We start from the raw sequence: 16421 nt of genomic DNA, 5'->3' as shown, positions 1-16421 counted from the left end.
CAAGTAGATATTAAAATCCAATAACAATATAACACGTCCACTTTTGAAAATCAATGTTTTATGCTGTTTTTTATTGTTTTTTACTGTTTGTTAATGTTTTCTATGTGCAGACCATTAACAAAGTTATCAACACAATCTATAACAAATCATCTTATCAACTCAACCCTACGGGTTTACGGCAGTGGATATGTTCGGTCACTACCTAAAAGCAAAAAATCCGAGAGCCGGAAGAATACTTCCAGCTCTCGGAAAAGCCTTTATATCAAGCCTTTTCACACACTCACTCTTTTACCCTTGACATCAATACCACACACTCAACATGTGCCGATCATCCTTAATAGAAGCGGTTTCCGTTAACTCGGACGAACTTGATAGACAATCTTTAGAAGCAGCAAGTGGTTCCATTTCTACATAGTCAGTATCAGACGTTGATATAGAACCATTTTCTTCAGTTAAACTATTATTCTTTTTCCCCCTTGGCCTACGTGGTGGTTTAAAATCATCCGCACTTCGTTCATCTGTTACATTCGTTCTATAAATAAAGGTTAATTTAGCCGGATCTGGTTCACCGTCTTCATCAAATCCACCAACTACAACTTTTTCTACAATACTATTAAAAACATCTGGATCAAAATTTTTCATGCCAATATTTGATTTTAATACACTGCGAAATATATCTAATCGTTTTTGCACATCTTTTTGGCGACTCGATTGCAAATCAATTTTTTCATTTTCAGCTTTCAACTTTTCTAATTCACGAGAAAGTGATTTATATTTTTCTTCGTAAGGTTCTTTCTCAACCCCACCATCTAGCCTTAAATCTAACAACTTATTGATTTTGCTATTTAACCGATTAATTTTTCTTTGTAGTTCTCCAGTCGTATCAATCTGAGCATTTTCTTCTATGCTTTCTTTTAAACGATCAAGTAATTCCTCAACTGTTCCTTTATTTTGTTGAATCGTCATTTGAAAACTTTGAACAAATGCATTCTCTATAGCTTCCTCTGCAACCGCTTTACTAGGTGGACAAACCTTCTTACCATTTTTAGTTGCAGAAACACAATGCCACATGATTTTTTTATGTTTAGTAGTACTGTGCCAAATACGTCTAGCAAGTACTTTACCACAAAAACCACATTCTAGCATGCAACTAAATGTAAATCGTTGGCTCACTCTAACATGAATCCCCGGTGAAAATGCACCACCAATTTTCCCTTTATTGCGATTGTTTCGAATCTCTTGAGCTTTTTCATATTCAATAGCACTAATAATAGGCTCATGATGCTGATGAATAAAAAAACGATCCTCTTCACCAAAATTCCTTAATCTTTTCTTCGAAATAGGATTCACTGTGTAAGTTTTCCCCAGCAAGAGGTCACCCTTATACTTTTCATTCTTGAGAATCCCCATAATTCCCCCATTGGTCCATCGACTACCACCTTGCTTAGTTTTGATTCCTTGTTCTTCTAATTGTCTAGCTATCGAAGTACAACCATATCCCTTTAAATATTGTTTGAAAATAAATCGAACTGTTTTTGCTTCTTCTTCATTAACTGCGATCTCTTTTGTGTCAGTATAATAATCATATCCTAGACACCCTTGGAAACCAACTAATTCTCCCCGTTGCATTTTCATACGCAGGCCTTTTTTCACATTGGCCGATATATTTTCAACTTCTTGCTGATATACAGCACTAAGCACAGATAACAACAGTTCTCCATCCATGGTTGAAGTATCAATTTTCTCTTCTTCAAACCGAATAGCTACCCTATGCTCTCTTAGCAGGCGAACATATTTGAGAACATCTAATGTATTACGCGCAAAACGCGAAATAGATTTTGTAAGAATAACATCTAGTTTTCCGCTGATTGCATCATTGATCATCTTTTTAAAATTATCACGTTTATCTATCATCGTGCCGGTTATAGCTTCATCTGCATAAACCTCAACAAAATCCCATTCCGGCTTCGATTTAATTAAATCTGTATAATGTCTCACCTGAGAGTTGTAGCTATCTAACTGTTCTTCATCATCCGTACTAACTCTACAATAAGCAGCAACTCTAATTCTTTCTTGGAAAACACTGTTTTCGCTCGCGTTATATCCACGCTTCCCTTTTATGATTTTAACATCTGGCATAGCATGCACCTCATTAATATATCTACGAAATACTATGCTTATTATTATAAATTATTTTTTGTTGTATTTCAAGGATATACATCAGACAATATATGATAATCCTTCTTCATTTTTTTACGGATCTCATTGTACTCGATTTCGCTAATTCGTTCATCTTCCGCCATACCTTCTTTTCCATATAGAAAATTCAGCATACCGATAAGTATTGCATACCGTTCTAATTCTTTTGCACGTTTCATTTCATCTTCCATACGCACCATCGGCCTCCCACTAAATCCCTATCTACCCATCCCACGCTCCTGGCTATTCGACGTTCTCATTGTTACCTGCAGCTTCCTTTTTTTCATTGTGGTCACTTTTTCGTTATTCTCCATCAACGACAAGTCGAAATTTTTATTTGTCTTAATAATATTGTTGATTTTCTTCTGACTTAGGCCATCCTGCTGCATTTCCGCTATCATGGATCTCATGACCTTAACGGGCGTATCCGTTTTAAAATCCAAGGTAGCTAATTCAGCATAGTACTCAAATTGCTTACTATTGATAGCCCTTATATCCGGTTTATTTTCCATTACTTTAGCTCTTATAACTTTAAGATCTGGAAGTCTGATTTCATTTTTCCGATTTAGAGCATAGATACCATTATCCCTATAAATCCCTTGATATTTCATTTGCGTATAAACGGCCTGCTGCAATTCTTTATTTATTGGATTTTTTTCTTCATTATATATAGGTAATCCTGATGGAATTGCTTGATTAAGAGTTCCACTGCCAATCTCATACTTTAATTTATAGAATTCCTTACCATCATAGGAAAAAGTCATCTGTTGTTGTGGCTGACGTGTTATTTTCTCTTCATAATTCATACTTCGCACAGCATTCACTTCATAATTTTTTTCATAGATAAACTGTTGCACGGCCTGTTTTCCTTTATACACTTCAACTACAGGAGCTTCGAAAGGCTCCATAACAGTACCGTAATTCTCTATTTTAATTGATAATTTTTCTAAATTTTCCATAGCCAATTGATCTTCTCTGGAAAATGCTAACTTAATAGGAATATCACCTTTGATTTCATCATTCGATATTGCAGATTCAAAAATAATATCGTTAAACTCTGGTTTAACTAATTTTCTCTCTCCAGAAAATAAAGCTCTGCTAGTATCTTGCTGATCGAAAATAAGTCCATCAAATTCATCAGCCCTATGTATTGTTAACACCATATTGGTCGGTACTTTGCTAATATCTTGCTCTTTGCAGTAATACAAAAAAGTATCCGCTTTTTCTTCATTAATCTGTTTTATTTCCGGATATTTTCCCATGTACTGCTTTTCTTCTTTGCCAAACTGTTGCATTGCCTTTTCACACTGCGTATTTTCCTTTTCACATTCAGCAATAACCTGTTCTCTTGTAACTTCTTCACCTTGTGATTTTTGAAAACCGATATGTGCATTCATAGCCTGATTATTCGTCATCAAATAATTTCTATACTCATTAAATCGCACTACCAGAGCATCTGAGATTAAAGTCTTATTCGATAATTCTAAATCGCCAAGATCTATGCGCATTTCCCCATGATCATAATTTCCATATTTAATAGCAAGCTTTGTTTTATCATAATTGCCAAATCCCTGCAATTTACTATTGAACTGCTCTTTATCTGCAGCATTAAGCTGCACTAAAAATTGATAAGCAGCTTCTCCCTGAAAATGCTGTCCGTCTTGGTATTCTTTGCCTTGTAAATCTTTCAAACAACGTTCACTCCAAAAGAAATCAACAGATAAATCTTTAAACGGCTGATTCCACTCATTCTGAATTTTATCTGCCATATTTTTCAGTTCTAGTTCTTGATTCATCTGCATAGATTTGACTACTTTTTGCGCTTTTTTCATCGCATGAAATAGAATCTTCGGATTTTCTGCAAGCTTATTAATTTGCTCTTCTGTATAAAGTGGATGTTGTACGTAATCATAGCTAAGATGGCTTGTCTTAAAAAATAATTGCGAAGTTAATGGTGCAGCAAATTCATCTGCACCGTTTTTTGCCGCATACTCTTTGACAGATGAAAAAATTTGATCATTCGAATGGATGTTTCTATTAATATCCATTCTATTTGCCTGCAGAAGATCTAAGGCATATTCCACATCGGTCTCTTCACTGCCATAAATACTCTTTTCCGTTCCATCCATTTCCACTATATCTGCTGCATTATAAAACTTTCGAAGATTTCCTTCATAATTTTGCCCATCATCAATGCCTTCCCAGTATTCGATTTCTACAGGCTTTGCATTAGTTTTTACAGTGAATTTTTTATCTGCAATTTCCTGTTCACTCAGCCAACGAATATCCTGATACCTATATTCACGTTGAGCAGCAGCAATCCTCAGATAGTTTGCTGCACTAAACTGATATTTCGTTCGCGTCCCCTCGTTATAATGTCTTCCATATAGTGCCGGTGGTTCAATATCGCCATAATCACGCAAATTATCAACAATAATCTTGTTGACAATATCGCGGCTTTCAAAAACTTTTTCATTTGACATCTGGCTGAGTCCCCCTTCTTTGGTGACCTGCCTTATTAGAGAACTCTGCTGTTAAAAGCTGATTTTCATCATAATCAATCGCCAAAACTTCTGCTATTTCCTGACCAATATAATCGTCCTGTAGTTTATCTTCTTTTTTTATAGATTTCATGCTATTCTTTTCTCCTTACATAAAATGGCAATTTGTGATATTTTACTTTTGTTCTCAATATTAACAATCAACCTTATTCTCTTATCCGAAACTTTAAAATTCCCGTGATAAGCCTGTTCTGTAATTCTGTTTTCAAAACGGGATCTCTATAAATGTAAACATTTCCATAGCCATCATATAATTCACGCGAAGATAAGCTATTAATATAAGCTTCATAATATTTAATAACTTTCTGCACTGCTGTTTCTTCACCACATATCGCCGCATAAATCAACTTTTCTGATAATAAATGTTTTTTATGCCCATATACTATTTTTTTTGCCTGATTTTTTCTTGCCATTAATATATTCCTCCAATAACTTTTTTAACTGTTTCAATGCAACAGACCTACGATATGTTACCGTGCGACGAATTGAATGAAGGTGTTCAGCTATCTCCTGATCTGTCATTTCTAGACAATAAGCCAGCAAAACAATATCCCGCCGATTTTCTTCCAATTCATCCAATGCCGCACCCAAAAAAAAATTTTTTACCGCAATCTCTATTCCCATTACTCGAAAAATATAGGCTTCCTCATGTGAAGGAGTCGAAAAATATTGCAATAATCTAGCATCTTCAGAAATATCCTCAAGAAAACATACCCGCCCTCTGTGTCTAGCCAAACACACACCATAGCTGCGTGCATAATTTTTCAAGACCTTTTTACAAAAACTATCAAATTGTTCTTCACAGCCCAACACACCTGCCTCCTTAAAAAAAGAGACTCTGCGTCATAGCTGTTATATGAAATTTTCCGCAAAGGCTCTTTTATTTTGCCCTTCATAAAACCAAAACGATCTGGATCATCGTTTTTGGCAAACTCTGCGAAAAAAATTTCATTTTTTTATTTAACCAATCCCATAAGTCGAAATAAAATCAAAATAAATAATCTTCCTATTATTTTCAAAGTACATGAACCAGAATACATATTCCTCAGCATTGTAATACCATCAGATCATTAAGATACACATGTATAATGAATTGCAATGAATTCAAACAAAGCAAAGTGTATTGTAGAATTTCTTTGAGGTGAATCACAATGTTAGAATATGTACATTCTTTAGGGGACGCTGTAAAAAATGCTCGCATGGAACTCAGCCTTACTCAAAATGAAGTTGCCGACAAAATAGATGTTGATGTACGCACTGTATTAAATATTGAAAACTACAAGGGTAACCCGAAAATGGAAGTCCTATTCCCCTTGATTCGCGCACTCAAAATAGATTCGCGAGAAATTTTTTATCCTGAACTTCAAAGAGAAAATCCTGCGATTCGTCAATTACGATTAACGATTGAAGAATGCAGTGAACAAGAGGCATCAGCCTTAAATTCCGTCTTTGAATCTGTTTTATCTGTACTGAGAGCAAAAACGACTACAAAAATTGAATAACCTGCATAACGCAAAAAAAGCCTGCTTTCCCATCATCTTGATAGGAAACAGGCTCTCCGCTTTTATGCGTCCGGCTCTTCGCTTAACGTCATATTCAGTTGTACTACATTTACTTTAGTTTCTTTTTTGCATTTGGGACAATAAAGTGGAAAATTTAGCAACACCGTATCTGCATATACTTTGGTCCGTGTTTTCCCATAACAAATTGGGCATCGAATCCAAGTAGAATCTTTTTGATACTGTATTCGTCCCTCCCCCTTTCAAAATTACCCACAACTCATTTTATAGTAAACAATATTCTAGCATATAGTTTATATGGCAAACTTTTTCATACAGAATATCATTTAATATTAGCTTCTTTTGCAACCGATTTTTCTTTTGGTTCAGGCAGCAGCAATGTTGCAAATACACAGATTACAGCGAGAATAACTAGTAGTGTCATCACGGCCTCAATTCCATTCCAATCAACAAACCATTCCAATCATGGCACAACAATACCTCCAACAGAAAAAACGGCCCCAAAGATAGATCTGCAAGCCAACCGAAAAGTGGTTAAATGAACGATGACAAGATGGATGATGCAAACATAAGTCCCGTCATAGCTTTATAATCCATACTATAATATGATACAAAAAATGGTAAAATTGCCGGTAATGCCCCCGTATTAATGTCAACGCTCAAATGTGCTGCCGCAAAAAAATAAAGATATTTTTTTCGCATAAATATAAGGGTCTTCTTTCAACAGTTTGCTTTTCCAATTTTCATCTCTTTGAATACATGAACGTTCTTTTTTCATGTTCTTGTTAATTTTACAAATAAAAAGCACCTGTTTCCCACCACCTTTGGTAGGAAGCAGGTGCTCCTCGTTTATTTGTTTATTTCTTCAACATTCTGTTTTTTTGCAGAAGATAACTCGATCTGAAACACATTAACTACGTCTGGATCGGGACAGCAAAAAACGATTTTTCCATACTCTTTGCTCAGGGGAATTTCACCACCATACCGTAGAATTTCCGCATAAGGAAAGGCTGCATGAACAGCCATAGCACATAAAATTCCTCGTTCTGTATCAAAATCAAATACATCTCCGATTTTATGTCCATGATGACAACCATACTTTCCTTTTCGATCAATTAATTTCATAATAACTTTCGGACGCTTTACCATGAAAATCCCTCCTGCATACTCAGGGCTCTATGTACATATCGGTTAGCAATTTTAAACCTAGGGATATATTGACACAAAAGATCGTTATACCGCTCATTTACAGGTTGCTCCCAGAATGAGTACGGATGGGCGAAGTGATATCAACTCCCCAATCCTAAAGCTTCGCAAACTCCTCAAGTCCAGAACCGTTATCAGGTATAATGCTTTTAGATACTTTGCTGAACAATTCGCATACTCAGCACATAAAATCCGCATTGCGCTGATTAGAAAGACTACTTTATTCTCATATTTCAGAAAACTAAAGTAGTCTTTCTAACTTACTTACAATTTGTTATTTTTTATTCGAGCACTAAAATTTTTAAAAATTACTTTAATAAAGGGTACAGAGATATATCTTCTTTTTTTATCCTTTCCTTAAGAGCAAAAAAAACCACTTTTGTTTCATCCAAAAAAGTTTCAGCATTTTCGGCAATTTTATATGCACCTAAATATTTGATTTTATATGCATCAAATACTTTAGCTAACTCCCCCATTTCCTGGGAAAAACTCTCTGCAATTTTTCTGATCTTGACATCTTGATGCTTAATCAGCACCGGATAAACATATTTATCTTCTGAACCTAGATGTATTTTAAGAATTCCGGATAACTGCGCAAGCGATTTAGAGATTTCAAAACTATTTTCTTTCACTTGTTCTTGATTTTGATATCTATTAATTTTTGTAATTAACTCAAAAACTTCATCATGTTGCCTTAAAAGATTGTTAATATCCATGGTGTTTTCTCCTTTAAATTAATTCCAATTTCACATTATTATTTAACGACAGTAAGTAACATTTTGAACTTATCTACTGCAACCAAACTATGTGGAATATTTGCAGGCATCACAATAACTTGACCTTTCTCCACTTTTTGCATTTTTTCTCCAATCGTAATTTCTGCCACTCCATCAAGAATATAAACCAAAGCATCACCTGCTGCCATATGTGTACTAATTCCTTCTTTTTTTGCAATAGCAAATAAGGTAATACTCACTACATTATTTTGAACCAATGTAGTGCTAACAACTTGGCCTTCTTGATACTTAATTAAATTAGCTAATTCTAATGCCTTACAAAGTTCAATATTTTTAATATGATTTCTCTCCATTTTTTCTTCTTCTCCTCCGAAAACATATGCACCTTACGCCTAATAAAAATTCATTTAAGAACACACTTAATTTTTATGAACATTTTCCATACCATGATGATCTACTTCATCCTCGCCTTCAGCAAATTTGAAAAATTTCACATATGCTTCGATATATTCTCTTCCAGCCTCAAGATTATCTACATCAAAATTCTTTAAAGCCATTACTTTTTTAAATCTTTCTTTTAGTTCTGGCATCTTTTCTTTTTCTATCATATTTTTTAAAGGAGATAAATTTCCAACGTCAATGCTTTTATCTGCTGCTAATAATTTTTCATCAATAGGCGTTCCTGATGCTTTCAATCCATCGAAAGGTGCATTTTCTCCGGTTCTATGTAACCTAACCAAATTTTCAAAAAAGTACTTTTCAGCAAGCTCTTTTGCATCTGGACTTAAATCTTTTACTTTCATGCTAAGTTCAAATATTTGTTCTATTTCTTTCTCATATTTAGGTTGTACCCATTTCATTGCATAATTTATATTATTTGTTTCCATTGCTTTTCTTCCATCTTTTACTGTAGGACCATCCATGGTATCACAATGAGCACTGGCTGATAACGGCGCTATAAGCATAATTCCTACTGCAGCAACAACTCCCAATAATGATTTTTTCATAAAAAATTTCATAACATCTGTCTTCATCCTTTATTCCTCCTGACAATTTTGCTTTACAAATCTTCAATAGTTTGTAAAGTATTTTTTCCTTTTTCTAATTATAATTTAGTTTAATCATAACTTCCTTGATATAAATCAAGAATTTGATCTGTTTGATTAAAATTATTCCCAAATATAAATTCTAAAAGAAATCTTCATTTGTCAGATTTCAAGTAATCCCTTCCTATCTAATATCACAATTTTTTTTTGGAGTATATTTTGCTTAATAAATCCTGCAGTTTCAAATTCATGCATTTTTCGACTAATTGTTTCCGGCGTCGTTCCCAAATACGAAGCTAAATCTTTTTTACTCATGGGCAACACAAACTCATTGGATTGATTTTTGTCATCAACACATTCCGCTAAAAAAAGTGCAATTCGTGTATCCATTTTGTCACCTGCAAAACGTGTTATTTGTTTTTCTAACCATTCGAGTCTCCGTGAAAGCTCAGAAAAAAACTTAAATGAAATGTTCGGATATCTCTCAATCAAACTATGTAGATCAGCACGCTTCATAGAACAAACTTGAGTTTCTTCCATTGCTTCCGCATATGACTCATGATTACTTTCATTAAATAAAGCTAATTCTCCAGTAAAGTCACCCGAATACAAGATACGTAATATCTGTTCCTTTCCTGTTTCAGATATCCTATAATTTTTTACTCGCCCTTTACGCACAATATATAAAGAATCTGATTGCTCTCCAGAACGGTAAAGAAATTCTCCTTTTCTATATTGGATAGATTGAATTATTTTTGAAATCTCAATCATTTGATTTTCGTCCAAATGGTTAAAAATTGGTACTAAGGAAACACATGTCCTGTTTTTTTTGACATCACAATGATGATCACAATGATTTCTTTTGTCTTTTAACTGCATTTACTATCAACCCTTCTAGCAAATTTTACATTAACCAATCATAATATTTTTACGGGCTACAATTAATCTCACAATATCCCCTAGTAAGTTATTCATTCTTTCTATCTCAAATCCAGAATTCACCACTGCCTTAGCTGTGTCACGGTTAATGTTGTCATTTATCAATTTTAGTGCAAAAGGATTTACTAAATTCATCAATGAACAAAACAACTTATTATCGCTGCTCATATGTTCTAACAAAATCAACTTTCCACCAGGCTTTAGGATGCGATGGCATTCTCGAAGTCCTTGTAAATAATTAGGAACCGTACAAAAAACAAAAGTAGCCAAAACAGAATCGATACTTGCTGATTCCAGAGTAATATCCTGAACATTCATACATTCCAATCTAAGCGGAACTGGGCATAGCGAAATTTTTTCTTTGGCCTTTTCAAGCATACCAGTACTAATATCTGTACCGAGTATTTCAGTACACTGCTTACAATAGTAAGGAAAGTTAAGTCCTGTTCCTACACCAACTTCCAAAACACGACCATAAGAAAAGCTTACCGCTAGACGACGCCAACGCAGAGGAATGAAGCAATCAATCATGTCGTACCTATTGGATAATTGATTATACCTATCAGCAATTTTTCTATTTTCTATATCCACAATCACTCACTCCCCTATGATATATATCAATTTATAATGCAGCCAAGTTCGCATTTCCATTTGACATATTATGTATTTCTTTTAAACAAAAGCTTATTAAACGATATTTTACTTTACTGCCATTCCAATAGCCCTATCTAACTGTGACTTATTAATGTTATAGTCGTATAAGGCTTGAATATAATTTGTTTTAGCTGTAGTAAATGCTAATACTGCGTCAAGAACATCAAGATTAGTTCCCACTCCAGCCTCATAACGAGTATTGGCTACTCTTAGACTTTCTTCCGCTTGCTCTACAGTTACTTTACTTGTTTCAATTCGTGTTTCCGCTTCTCGTAAATTTAAATAGTATTGATGAACCTCCAATAAAACATCGTCACGTTCTTTAGAATACTGTTCTTCAGCTGCACCTATCGCATATTTTGCTTGATCGACTTTCGCTTTAGTCACACCGGAATCAAATAAATTAAAAGAAGCTGTTAGCCCAACCGACCAATTACTGTTATCAGAACCTGGCAATGCACTACTATAGTACCAGTTTTGCGTCGCTACAAAATTAACAGACGGTCTATATCCACTTTGGGCAATATCCAAATCATCATGAGCAATAGCAATTTTAGTCTCATGTTGCACTATTTCTGGTCGATGATCCATAGCATATTGTTCACAATCTTCCAATGTCTGCGAATATGGTTCATATTCCAAATCATCTTTTAATATCATCTCATTATTAAGTGGAAATCCGATAACGTTATTTAATGTAGCAATTGCAAATTTATAGCTATTTTTGGCTTTACTAAGATTATTTTGAGCATTTGCCAATGAAACTTGACTTGCTAAAACATCATATTTAGCCACCGTTCCTTGCTCGAACCTAAGTTGCACCTCTTTCAAATGTTTTTCATAATTATCCACACTCAATTGATTTACCGCTAAATTGTTACGATATTGCAAAACATTGAAATAGCTAGAAATAGCATTCTGTTTTAACTGCTGCCGAACAGTTTCAAGATTTAAATCAGAAATTTTAAGATTAAGCTTAGCTTCATCAATCTGGTTCTCTAATTTATTCCCTGTATAAATAGGTAAAGAAACCGTAATAAGATTGTCATCTTTATTATCCCATTCATATTCCTTTATGCCATTTACATATAGTTGATGCAAATTGTAAGTATCGTAACGCTTGTCATTATGCGTAAAAGTAACTGTAAATCCTTTGCCAGATTCCTCCTGATTTAACGCAGCTAATGAAGTTTGTCTATCAAAGGTAGCAATTTTAACAACTTGATTGTTTTTTAAAGCTAGGAAAATACAATCATCAAGAGATAATTCGTTTGATGCCGCCAATACTGTATCATTAAAAGAAAATAACATAACTATACCTACTAGAATTATCACAAAAAATTTTTGATAGAATATCACGATGTATACTCCTCCTACTATTTTGAGACTTATATAACTAAGCAATAGTCTTACGAAATCTTTTGACGGCCAGCGCTAATACCAAATTCCCCAAAATAAATAGCGCCAAAATTTGCGGCCATAATATTACTACCCCCACACCTTTTAAAAATATCCCCCTGATTATTACCAAAAAATAACGAAGCGGATTAAAATAGGTTAAAAATTGAACAATATCTGGCATATTAGCAATAGGAAACATAAAACCGGATAAAAGTACTGCCGGAAAGTAAAAGAAGAATGTCGACATCATTGCTTGTTGTTGTGTATCTGATATAGTAGATATCACCAGTCCAATACCAATTGTAGTCATTAAAAAAAAGGCATTTGCTACAAATAATGTAAAAATATTTCCTCGAACTGGTATATCAAACCAAAAGACGCTAATTAAAGCAACAAAAATCATATTTAAAAAGCCTATAAAAATTGATGGCATAGTCTTTCCTAAAATAAATTCGGCAGATGTAATAGGGGTCACAACAATTTGCTCCATAGTGCCTATTTCCTTTTCTCTTACCACGGACATACTTGTCAATAGAAGCGTGACCAGCATTACAATAATAGCAATAACTCCAGGTACGTAAAAATCTCGACTAACAAGATTTTCATTAAACCATGCTCGTGTCTGAAGATTTACCTCTCCTGTTTTTTTCCCAATTCCCCCAGTTTGTTTTTGCAACAATTCTATAGCATTGTTCTTTATAATGCTGCTGGCATAATTCAAAACAACACTTGCGGTATTAGAGTCAGTACCATCGACAATAATCTGAACCGGTGCAATTGCGTCACTTTTGACTGCACCACTAAAGTCAGGCGGAATACGAACTACAGTTGCAACTTTTCCATTATCAATCAGCTCATTTATTTCACGTTCATTCTTTATTATTTCTTTGACTGAAAAATATCCAGAATGAATAAATCTATCAACTAAATCTCGACTTTCTGGTGTTTCCGCTTGGTCATATATTGCTATGTCCACTTCTTTAACATCTGTAGTTACTGCATAACCAAAAACCATGCTTTGAATTAGTGGCATAACCAAGATAATCGCCTTCATTTTAGGATTCCGAAAAACTTGGATAAATTCTTTTTTTATCATTTGTCGTAAACGTTCAAAAACCATGATTCATACCAACCTTTTTCTAAGTTTAATATTCGCAACGATAACAAGGATGACCGCAAAAAAGAGTAAAATTCCTGCCTCAGAGATTAAAATTGATATACCGACACCCTTCAAATAAATATTCTTTAATATCGTCACAAAATAACGGGCTGGAACTAAATACGTTATTCCCTGAATTACTGTTGGCATATTAGAAATAGTATACATAAACCCTGATAACAAAAATGATGGGAGAAAAGTCAATACCATAGCCAATTGGCTAGCAAGAAGCTGGGACCGCGTTACTATACTGATTAGCATCCCCATTGTAAGCGACCCAACGAGGAATATTGCCCCTGAGCCAAAAATAAGCATTGGGTTTCCTCGTAAAGGAACATTAAATAAAAACTGCCCCATTAGAACTGCTAGCAAAATATCCAACATCCCGATAGCAAAGTAAGGCGCTAATTTCCCTACAAGTAGTTCCATAGGTTTTAATGGTGTTGTAATCAATTGTTCCATTGTCCCATTCTCCCATTCACGAGCAATTGTAAGGGAAGTTAATAACGCAGCAATAACCATCATAATTACCGCAATGAGTCCTGGAATAATATAGTTTTTAGCTAACATATTTTGGTTAAACCACACTCGTGGTTTAGCTTCTAGTGGAACATTTACCGTTTTCTTTCCCTGTTGATACGCCGTTTTAATTAACAACGCACTATTATAATTATCTACTACCGTCTGAGCATATCCCATAGAAATTGTCGCTGTATTAGAGTCACTACCATCCACAATCAGTTGAATATCTACAGTCTGACCACTTTCCAATTTACGACTAAAATCATAAGGGATTACAAGTGCCAAAATTGCATCCCGTTTATCAATCGCTTGCTCAATTTCTTCATAAGAAGAGACATATCCAGTTAAACCAAAATAATGTGAAGCCGTAAATCGGTTAATTAGTTCACGGCTATTACTGGTACTGTTTTGATCCCATATTACGAATGGAACATTATCTACATCCAAGCTCAATGATGACCCAAAGAGGAATATTAACAAAATAGGCATAGCAATTGCCATTCCTAAGCTACGCCTATCACGAATGATATGAATAAATTCTTTCCTCATGATTGCAATTACACGATGAATATTCATTTAACCCCTCCTTGCTCCTCTCTATCGCGAGCTTCAATTATCGACACAAATACATCTTCCAGCGAAGGATTAATTTTTTTCAACCCAATATACTCAACCTTTTGCTCCTTTAATGCCGCTATAATAGCTGAAATTTTCGTTTGTGCATTGATCACAGAAAGGTGTAATCCTCGTCCAAATAAAGCGGCTTCCTCAATTTCCGGAATTTTATTTATTACTTTCAGCATTGCAAACGGATCAGAACACTCTAAATTCAATATATCTTCGCTCATATACTTCTGGCTTAACTCGTTTGGCGTACCAAGTGCCACCAGTTCGCCTCGATAAATCATCGCCAATCGATCGCAATATTCAGCTTCATCCATATAGTGAGTTGTTACAAACACTGTTACCCCTTCGGATGCGAGTTGATAAATTAAATCCCAAAAACTACGACGAGATATTGGATCAACGCCTGAGGTTGGTTCATCAAGAAAAATAACTGGTGGTCTATGCAATAAAGCACAACCAAGTGCTAGTCTTTGCCGCCATCCTCCAGGAAGAATAGCTGTCAGGCTGTTCCGATGGTTATCAAGTCCAGCCATTTTAATTACCCATTCCTTACGTTCCCGCTTTTCTTTGGCAGGAATTTGATATATTCCGCTATAGAAATCAATATTTTCTTCTACTGTAAGATCTTCATAAAGAGAGAATTTCTGCGACATATACCCAATATGATTTTTGATCTTTTCTGTTTCTTTAAATACATCAAAACCAATTACATTTGCTTTGCCAGATGTGGGGATAATGATACCACATAGCATTCTAATAGTAGTCGATTTTCCTGCTCCATTTGGTCCAAGAAAACCAAAAATTTCTCCTTTTCTAACCTTAAAAGAGACTTTATTGACAGCTTGAAAATCACCAAATCGTTTCTCTAAATTTTCGACAATTACTGCATACTCAATTGTTTCTATATTAGCTGACATTAGAAACCCCTCCCGTATCAGACGCTATCATTGAAATAAAAATATCTTCCAATGATGGATTGATAATCTCTGTTTCCGCATTTACCCCCATATCAGTCAATAATTGCTTAACTATCTGTAATATCTGTGTTGATTCCCCAGGTAACACTACATGAATTTTGTCTCCAAATAAGCTTGCCGATAATGGAGACAATTCTTTTTTTAAATTCATAATAACTTCTCTCGACTTTTTACAACGGATTCCAATCAGGATCCCCGGTATCTGGCTTTTAATTTCATCTGGAGTTCCTGAGATTATCATCTTTCCTTGATGCAATAAGCCAATCTTGCTACACCTTTCTGCCTCATCAAGATACGCAGTGGAAACGAAAATAGTAACTTTTTCTTCAAGCAATTGATACAAAATTCGCCAGAAGTCTCGTCGCGACAAAGGATCTACACCGTTGGTAGGCTCATCAAGTAGCAAAACTTTTGGAGTATGTACTAAAGCACAAGCAAGTGCTAATTTCTGTTTCATACCCCCAGATAGATTTTTTGCTTGACGGTCACGAAACGGCGTCATATTACTAAATGCCAAAAGTTCAGCAATCTTTTCCTTTCTCTTTTTTCGTGACACATTATAAAGATCAGCATAAAAATCGATATTTTCTTGCACAGTTAGATCTAAATATAAACCGAAACGTTGGGGCATATAGCTGATGTAATCTTTTAGTTGTTCTGAATCTTTTATAGTATTACAACCATATACCCATGCATCACCATAAGTTGGAGCCATCAAACCCGCAAGAAGTCTCATCACTGTCGTTTTTCCCGCACCATCTGGTCCCACTAAACCAAATACTTCTCCTTCTTTAACTGAGATAGATATATTATTTACCGCAATATTATCGCCAAAATTCCGAGTCAACCCAGTCGTTACAATGGTATCCATAG

21 protein-coding genes are annotated in these 16421 nt (G+C 34.8%); 1 reads left to right on the top strand and 20 read right to left on the bottom strand.

From position 1 onward, the window contains the following. Positions 1 to 300 precede the first annotated feature (300 nt). The 6 genes from F8M42_RS10920 to F8M42_RS10895 form a co-directional block, all read right to left on the bottom strand. Positions 301 to 2139 carry a recombinase family protein gene (locus F8M42_RS10920; RefSeq protein ID WP_182186687.1) on the bottom strand — a complete coding sequence of 613 codons (1839 nt, stop codon included), beginning with the start codon at positions 2137 to 2139 and terminating at the stop codon, positions 301 to 303. Positions 2140 to 2207: 68 nt separating this feature from the next. Continuing rightward, a complete protein-coding gene (locus F8M42_RS10915) occupies positions 2208 to 2399 on the bottom strand; it encodes a hypothetical protein (RefSeq protein WP_182186686.1) in 192 nt (63 codons plus the stop codon). Between the two features lie 18 nt (positions 2400 to 2417). Then, complete coding sequence (locus F8M42_RS10910; protein ID WP_182186684.1) at positions 2418 to 4682, bottom strand: hypothetical protein; 2265 nt, start codon at positions 4680 to 4682, stop codon at positions 2418 to 2420. After that, the gene (locus tag F8M42_RS10905) at positions 4672 to 4833 is read right to left on the bottom strand and encodes a hypothetical protein (RefSeq protein ID WP_182186682.1); all 162 of its coding nucleotides are present in this window, start codon (positions 4831 to 4833) and stop codon (positions 4672 to 4674) included. Before F8M42_RS10905 ends, F8M42_RS10910 begins: the two co-directional genes overlap by 11 nt. 73 nt (positions 4834 to 4906) lie before the next feature. Then, on the bottom strand, positions 4907 to 5173 hold the full coding sequence (locus F8M42_RS10900) for a helix-turn-helix domain-containing protein (protein WP_182186680.1): 267 nt from the start codon (positions 5171 to 5173) through the stop codon (positions 4907 to 4909). After that, positions 5130 to 5573 carry an RNA polymerase sigma factor gene (locus F8M42_RS10895; protein WP_182186678.1) on the bottom strand — a complete coding sequence of 148 codons (444 nt, stop codon included), beginning with the start codon at positions 5571 to 5573 and terminating at the stop codon, positions 5130 to 5132. The genes F8M42_RS10900 and F8M42_RS10895 overlap by 44 nt, the downstream gene beginning before the upstream one ends. Before the next feature lie 338 nt (positions 5574 to 5911). Between F8M42_RS10895 and F8M42_RS10890 the strand changes: the two genes are divergently transcribed. Further along, positions 5912 to 6262 (top strand): helix-turn-helix transcriptional regulator, encoded by a 351-nt coding sequence (locus F8M42_RS10890; RefSeq protein WP_182186677.1) that lies wholly within the window; start codon positions 5912 to 5914, stop codon positions 6260 to 6262. Positions 6263 to 6324: 62 nt separating this feature from the next. Here F8M42_RS10890 and F8M42_RS13895 read toward each other — a convergent pair whose 3' ends face one another. The 14 genes from F8M42_RS13895 to F8M42_RS10820 all read right to left on the bottom strand — a co-directional run bounded on the left by F8M42_RS13895 (position 6325) and on the right by F8M42_RS10820 (position 16419). Next, the gene (locus tag F8M42_RS13895) at positions 6325 to 6426 is read right to left on the bottom strand and encodes a cysteine-rich KTR domain-containing protein (RefSeq protein WP_456107160.1); all 102 of its coding nucleotides are present in this window, start codon (positions 6424 to 6426) and stop codon (positions 6325 to 6327) included. Positions 6427 to 6602: 176 nt separating this feature from the next. Continuing rightward, entirely contained in the window at positions 6603 to 6743 is a 141-nt protein-coding gene (locus F8M42_RS10880; protein ID WP_182186675.1) for a hypothetical protein, read from the bottom strand. Positions 6744 to 6814: 71 nt separating this feature from the next. Then, positions 6815 to 6982 carry a hypothetical protein gene (locus tag F8M42_RS10875; RefSeq protein WP_182186674.1) on the bottom strand — a complete coding sequence of 56 codons (168 nt, stop codon included), beginning with the start codon at positions 6980 to 6982 and terminating at the stop codon, positions 6815 to 6817. 147 nt (positions 6983 to 7129) lie between these two features. After that, positions 7130 to 7429: a TIGR04076 family protein gene (locus tag F8M42_RS10870; protein WP_182186672.1), complete on the bottom strand. Its 300-nt coding sequence runs from the start codon at positions 7427 to 7429 to the stop codon at positions 7130 to 7132. A gap of 365 nt (positions 7430 to 7794) precedes the next feature. Further along, positions 7795 to 8202, bottom strand: coding sequence for a hemerythrin domain-containing protein (locus tag F8M42_RS10865; protein ID WP_182186670.1), 408 nt, complete (start codon positions 8200 to 8202; stop codon positions 7795 to 7797). 38 nt (positions 8203 to 8240) lie between these two features. Continuing rightward, positions 8241 to 8576: a cupin domain-containing protein gene (locus F8M42_RS10860; RefSeq protein ID WP_182186668.1), complete on the bottom strand. Its 336-nt coding sequence runs from the start codon at positions 8574 to 8576 to the stop codon at positions 8241 to 8243. Positions 8577 to 8642: 66 nt separating this feature from the next. Continuing rightward, complete coding sequence (locus F8M42_RS10855; RefSeq protein WP_182186667.1) at positions 8643 to 9257, bottom strand: DUF6448 family protein; 615 nt, start codon at positions 9255 to 9257, stop codon at positions 8643 to 8645. A gap of 174 nt (positions 9258 to 9431) precedes the next feature. After that, a complete protein-coding gene (locus tag F8M42_RS10850; RefSeq protein WP_182186665.1) occupies positions 9432 to 10148 on the bottom strand; it encodes a Crp/Fnr family transcriptional regulator in 717 nt (238 codons plus the stop codon). Between the two features lie 30 nt (positions 10149 to 10178). Then, on the bottom strand, positions 10179 to 10799 hold the full coding sequence (locus F8M42_RS10845; RefSeq protein WP_182186663.1) for a class I SAM-dependent methyltransferase: 621 nt from the start codon (positions 10797 to 10799) through the stop codon (positions 10179 to 10181). A gap of 108 nt (positions 10800 to 10907) precedes the next feature. Further along, complete coding sequence (locus F8M42_RS10840; protein WP_182186661.1) at positions 10908 to 12221, bottom strand: TolC family protein; 1314 nt, start codon at positions 12219 to 12221, stop codon at positions 10908 to 10910. A 37-nt stretch (positions 12222 to 12258) separates the two neighbouring features. Then, entirely contained in the window at positions 12259 to 13383 is a 1125-nt protein-coding gene (locus tag F8M42_RS10835; RefSeq protein ID WP_182186660.1) for an ABC transporter permease, read from the bottom strand. A 3-nt stretch (positions 13384 to 13386) separates the two neighbouring features. Then, positions 13387 to 14520, bottom strand: coding sequence for an ABC transporter permease (locus F8M42_RS10830; protein WP_182186658.1), 1134 nt, complete (start codon positions 14518 to 14520; stop codon positions 13387 to 13389). Next, on the bottom strand, positions 14517 to 15488 hold the full coding sequence (locus F8M42_RS10825) for an ABC transporter ATP-binding protein (RefSeq protein ID WP_048514471.1): 972 nt from the start codon (positions 15486 to 15488) through the stop codon (positions 14517 to 14519). Before F8M42_RS10825 ends, F8M42_RS10830 begins: the two co-directional genes overlap by 4 nt. Continuing rightward, positions 15478 to 16419: an ABC transporter ATP-binding protein gene (locus F8M42_RS10820; protein WP_182186657.1), complete on the bottom strand. Its 942-nt coding sequence runs from the start codon at positions 16417 to 16419 to the stop codon at positions 15478 to 15480. Before F8M42_RS10820 ends, F8M42_RS10825 begins: the two co-directional genes overlap by 11 nt. Between the last annotated feature and the right edge of the window lie 2 nt (positions 16420 to 16421).

Source organism: Pectinatus frisingensis (assembly GCF_014076555.1).
GTDB lineage: Bacteria > Bacillota > Negativicutes > Selenomonadales > Selenomonadaceae > Pectinatus > Pectinatus frisingensis.
Note: the sequence above shows the minus strand (reverse complement) of the source record. Positions and strands in the feature narration are given on the sequence as shown.

Coding starts and splice junctions, on each gene's coding strand:
- F8M42_RS10820 (WP_182186657.1), bottom strand. CDS start 16,419: ATGGATACCATTGTAACGACTGGGTTGACTCGGAATTTTGGCGATAAT.
- F8M42_RS10870 (WP_182186672.1), bottom strand. CDS start 7,429: ATGGTAAAGCGTCCGAAAGTTATTATGAAATTAATTGATCGAAAAGGA.
- F8M42_RS10905 (WP_182186682.1), bottom strand. CDS start 4,833: ATGAAATCTATAAAAAAAGAAGATAAACTACAGGACGATTATATTGGT.
- F8M42_RS10850 (WP_182186665.1), bottom strand. CDS start 10,148: ATGCAGTTAAAAGACAAAAGAAATCATTGTGATCATCATTGTGATGTC.
- F8M42_RS10855 (WP_182186667.1), bottom strand. CDS start 9,257: ATGAAGACAGATGTTATGAAATTTTTTATGAAAAAATCATTATTGGGA.
- F8M42_RS10865 (WP_182186670.1), bottom strand. CDS start 8,202: ATGGATATTAACAATCTTTTAAGGCAACATGATGAAGTTTTTGAGTTA.
- F8M42_RS10920 (WP_182186687.1), bottom strand. CDS start 2,139: ATGCCAGATGTTAAAATCATAAAAGGGAAGCGTGGATATAACGCGAGC.
- F8M42_RS10915 (WP_182186686.1), bottom strand. CDS start 2,399: ATGGTGCGTATGGAAGATGAAATGAAACGTGCAAAAGAATTAGAACGG.
- F8M42_RS10910 (WP_182186684.1), bottom strand. CDS start 4,682: ATGTCAAATGAAAAAGTTTTTGAAAGCCGCGATATTGTCAACAAGATT.
- F8M42_RS10860 (WP_182186668.1), bottom strand. CDS start 8,576: ATGGAGAGAAATCATATTAAAAATATTGAACTTTGTAAGGCATTAGAA.
- F8M42_RS10875 (WP_182186674.1), bottom strand. CDS start 6,982: ATGCGAAAAAAATATCTTTATTTTTTTGCGGCAGCACATTTGAGCGTT.
- F8M42_RS10835 (WP_182186660.1), bottom strand. CDS start 13,383: ATGGTTTTTGAACGTTTACGACAAATGATAAAAAAAGAATTTATCCAA.
- F8M42_RS10890 (WP_182186677.1), top strand. CDS start 5,912: ATGTTAGAATATGTACATTCTTTAGGGGACGCTGTAAAAAATGCTCGC.
- F8M42_RS10825 (WP_048514471.1), bottom strand. CDS start 15,488: ATGTCAGCTAATATAGAAACAATTGAGTATGCAGTAATTGTCGAAAAT.
- F8M42_RS10830 (WP_182186658.1), bottom strand. CDS start 14,520: ATGAATATTCATCGTGTAATTGCAATCATGAGGAAAGAATTTATTCAT.
- F8M42_RS10900 (WP_182186680.1), bottom strand. CDS start 5,173: ATGGCAAGAAAAAATCAGGCAAAAAAAATAGTATATGGGCATAAAAAA.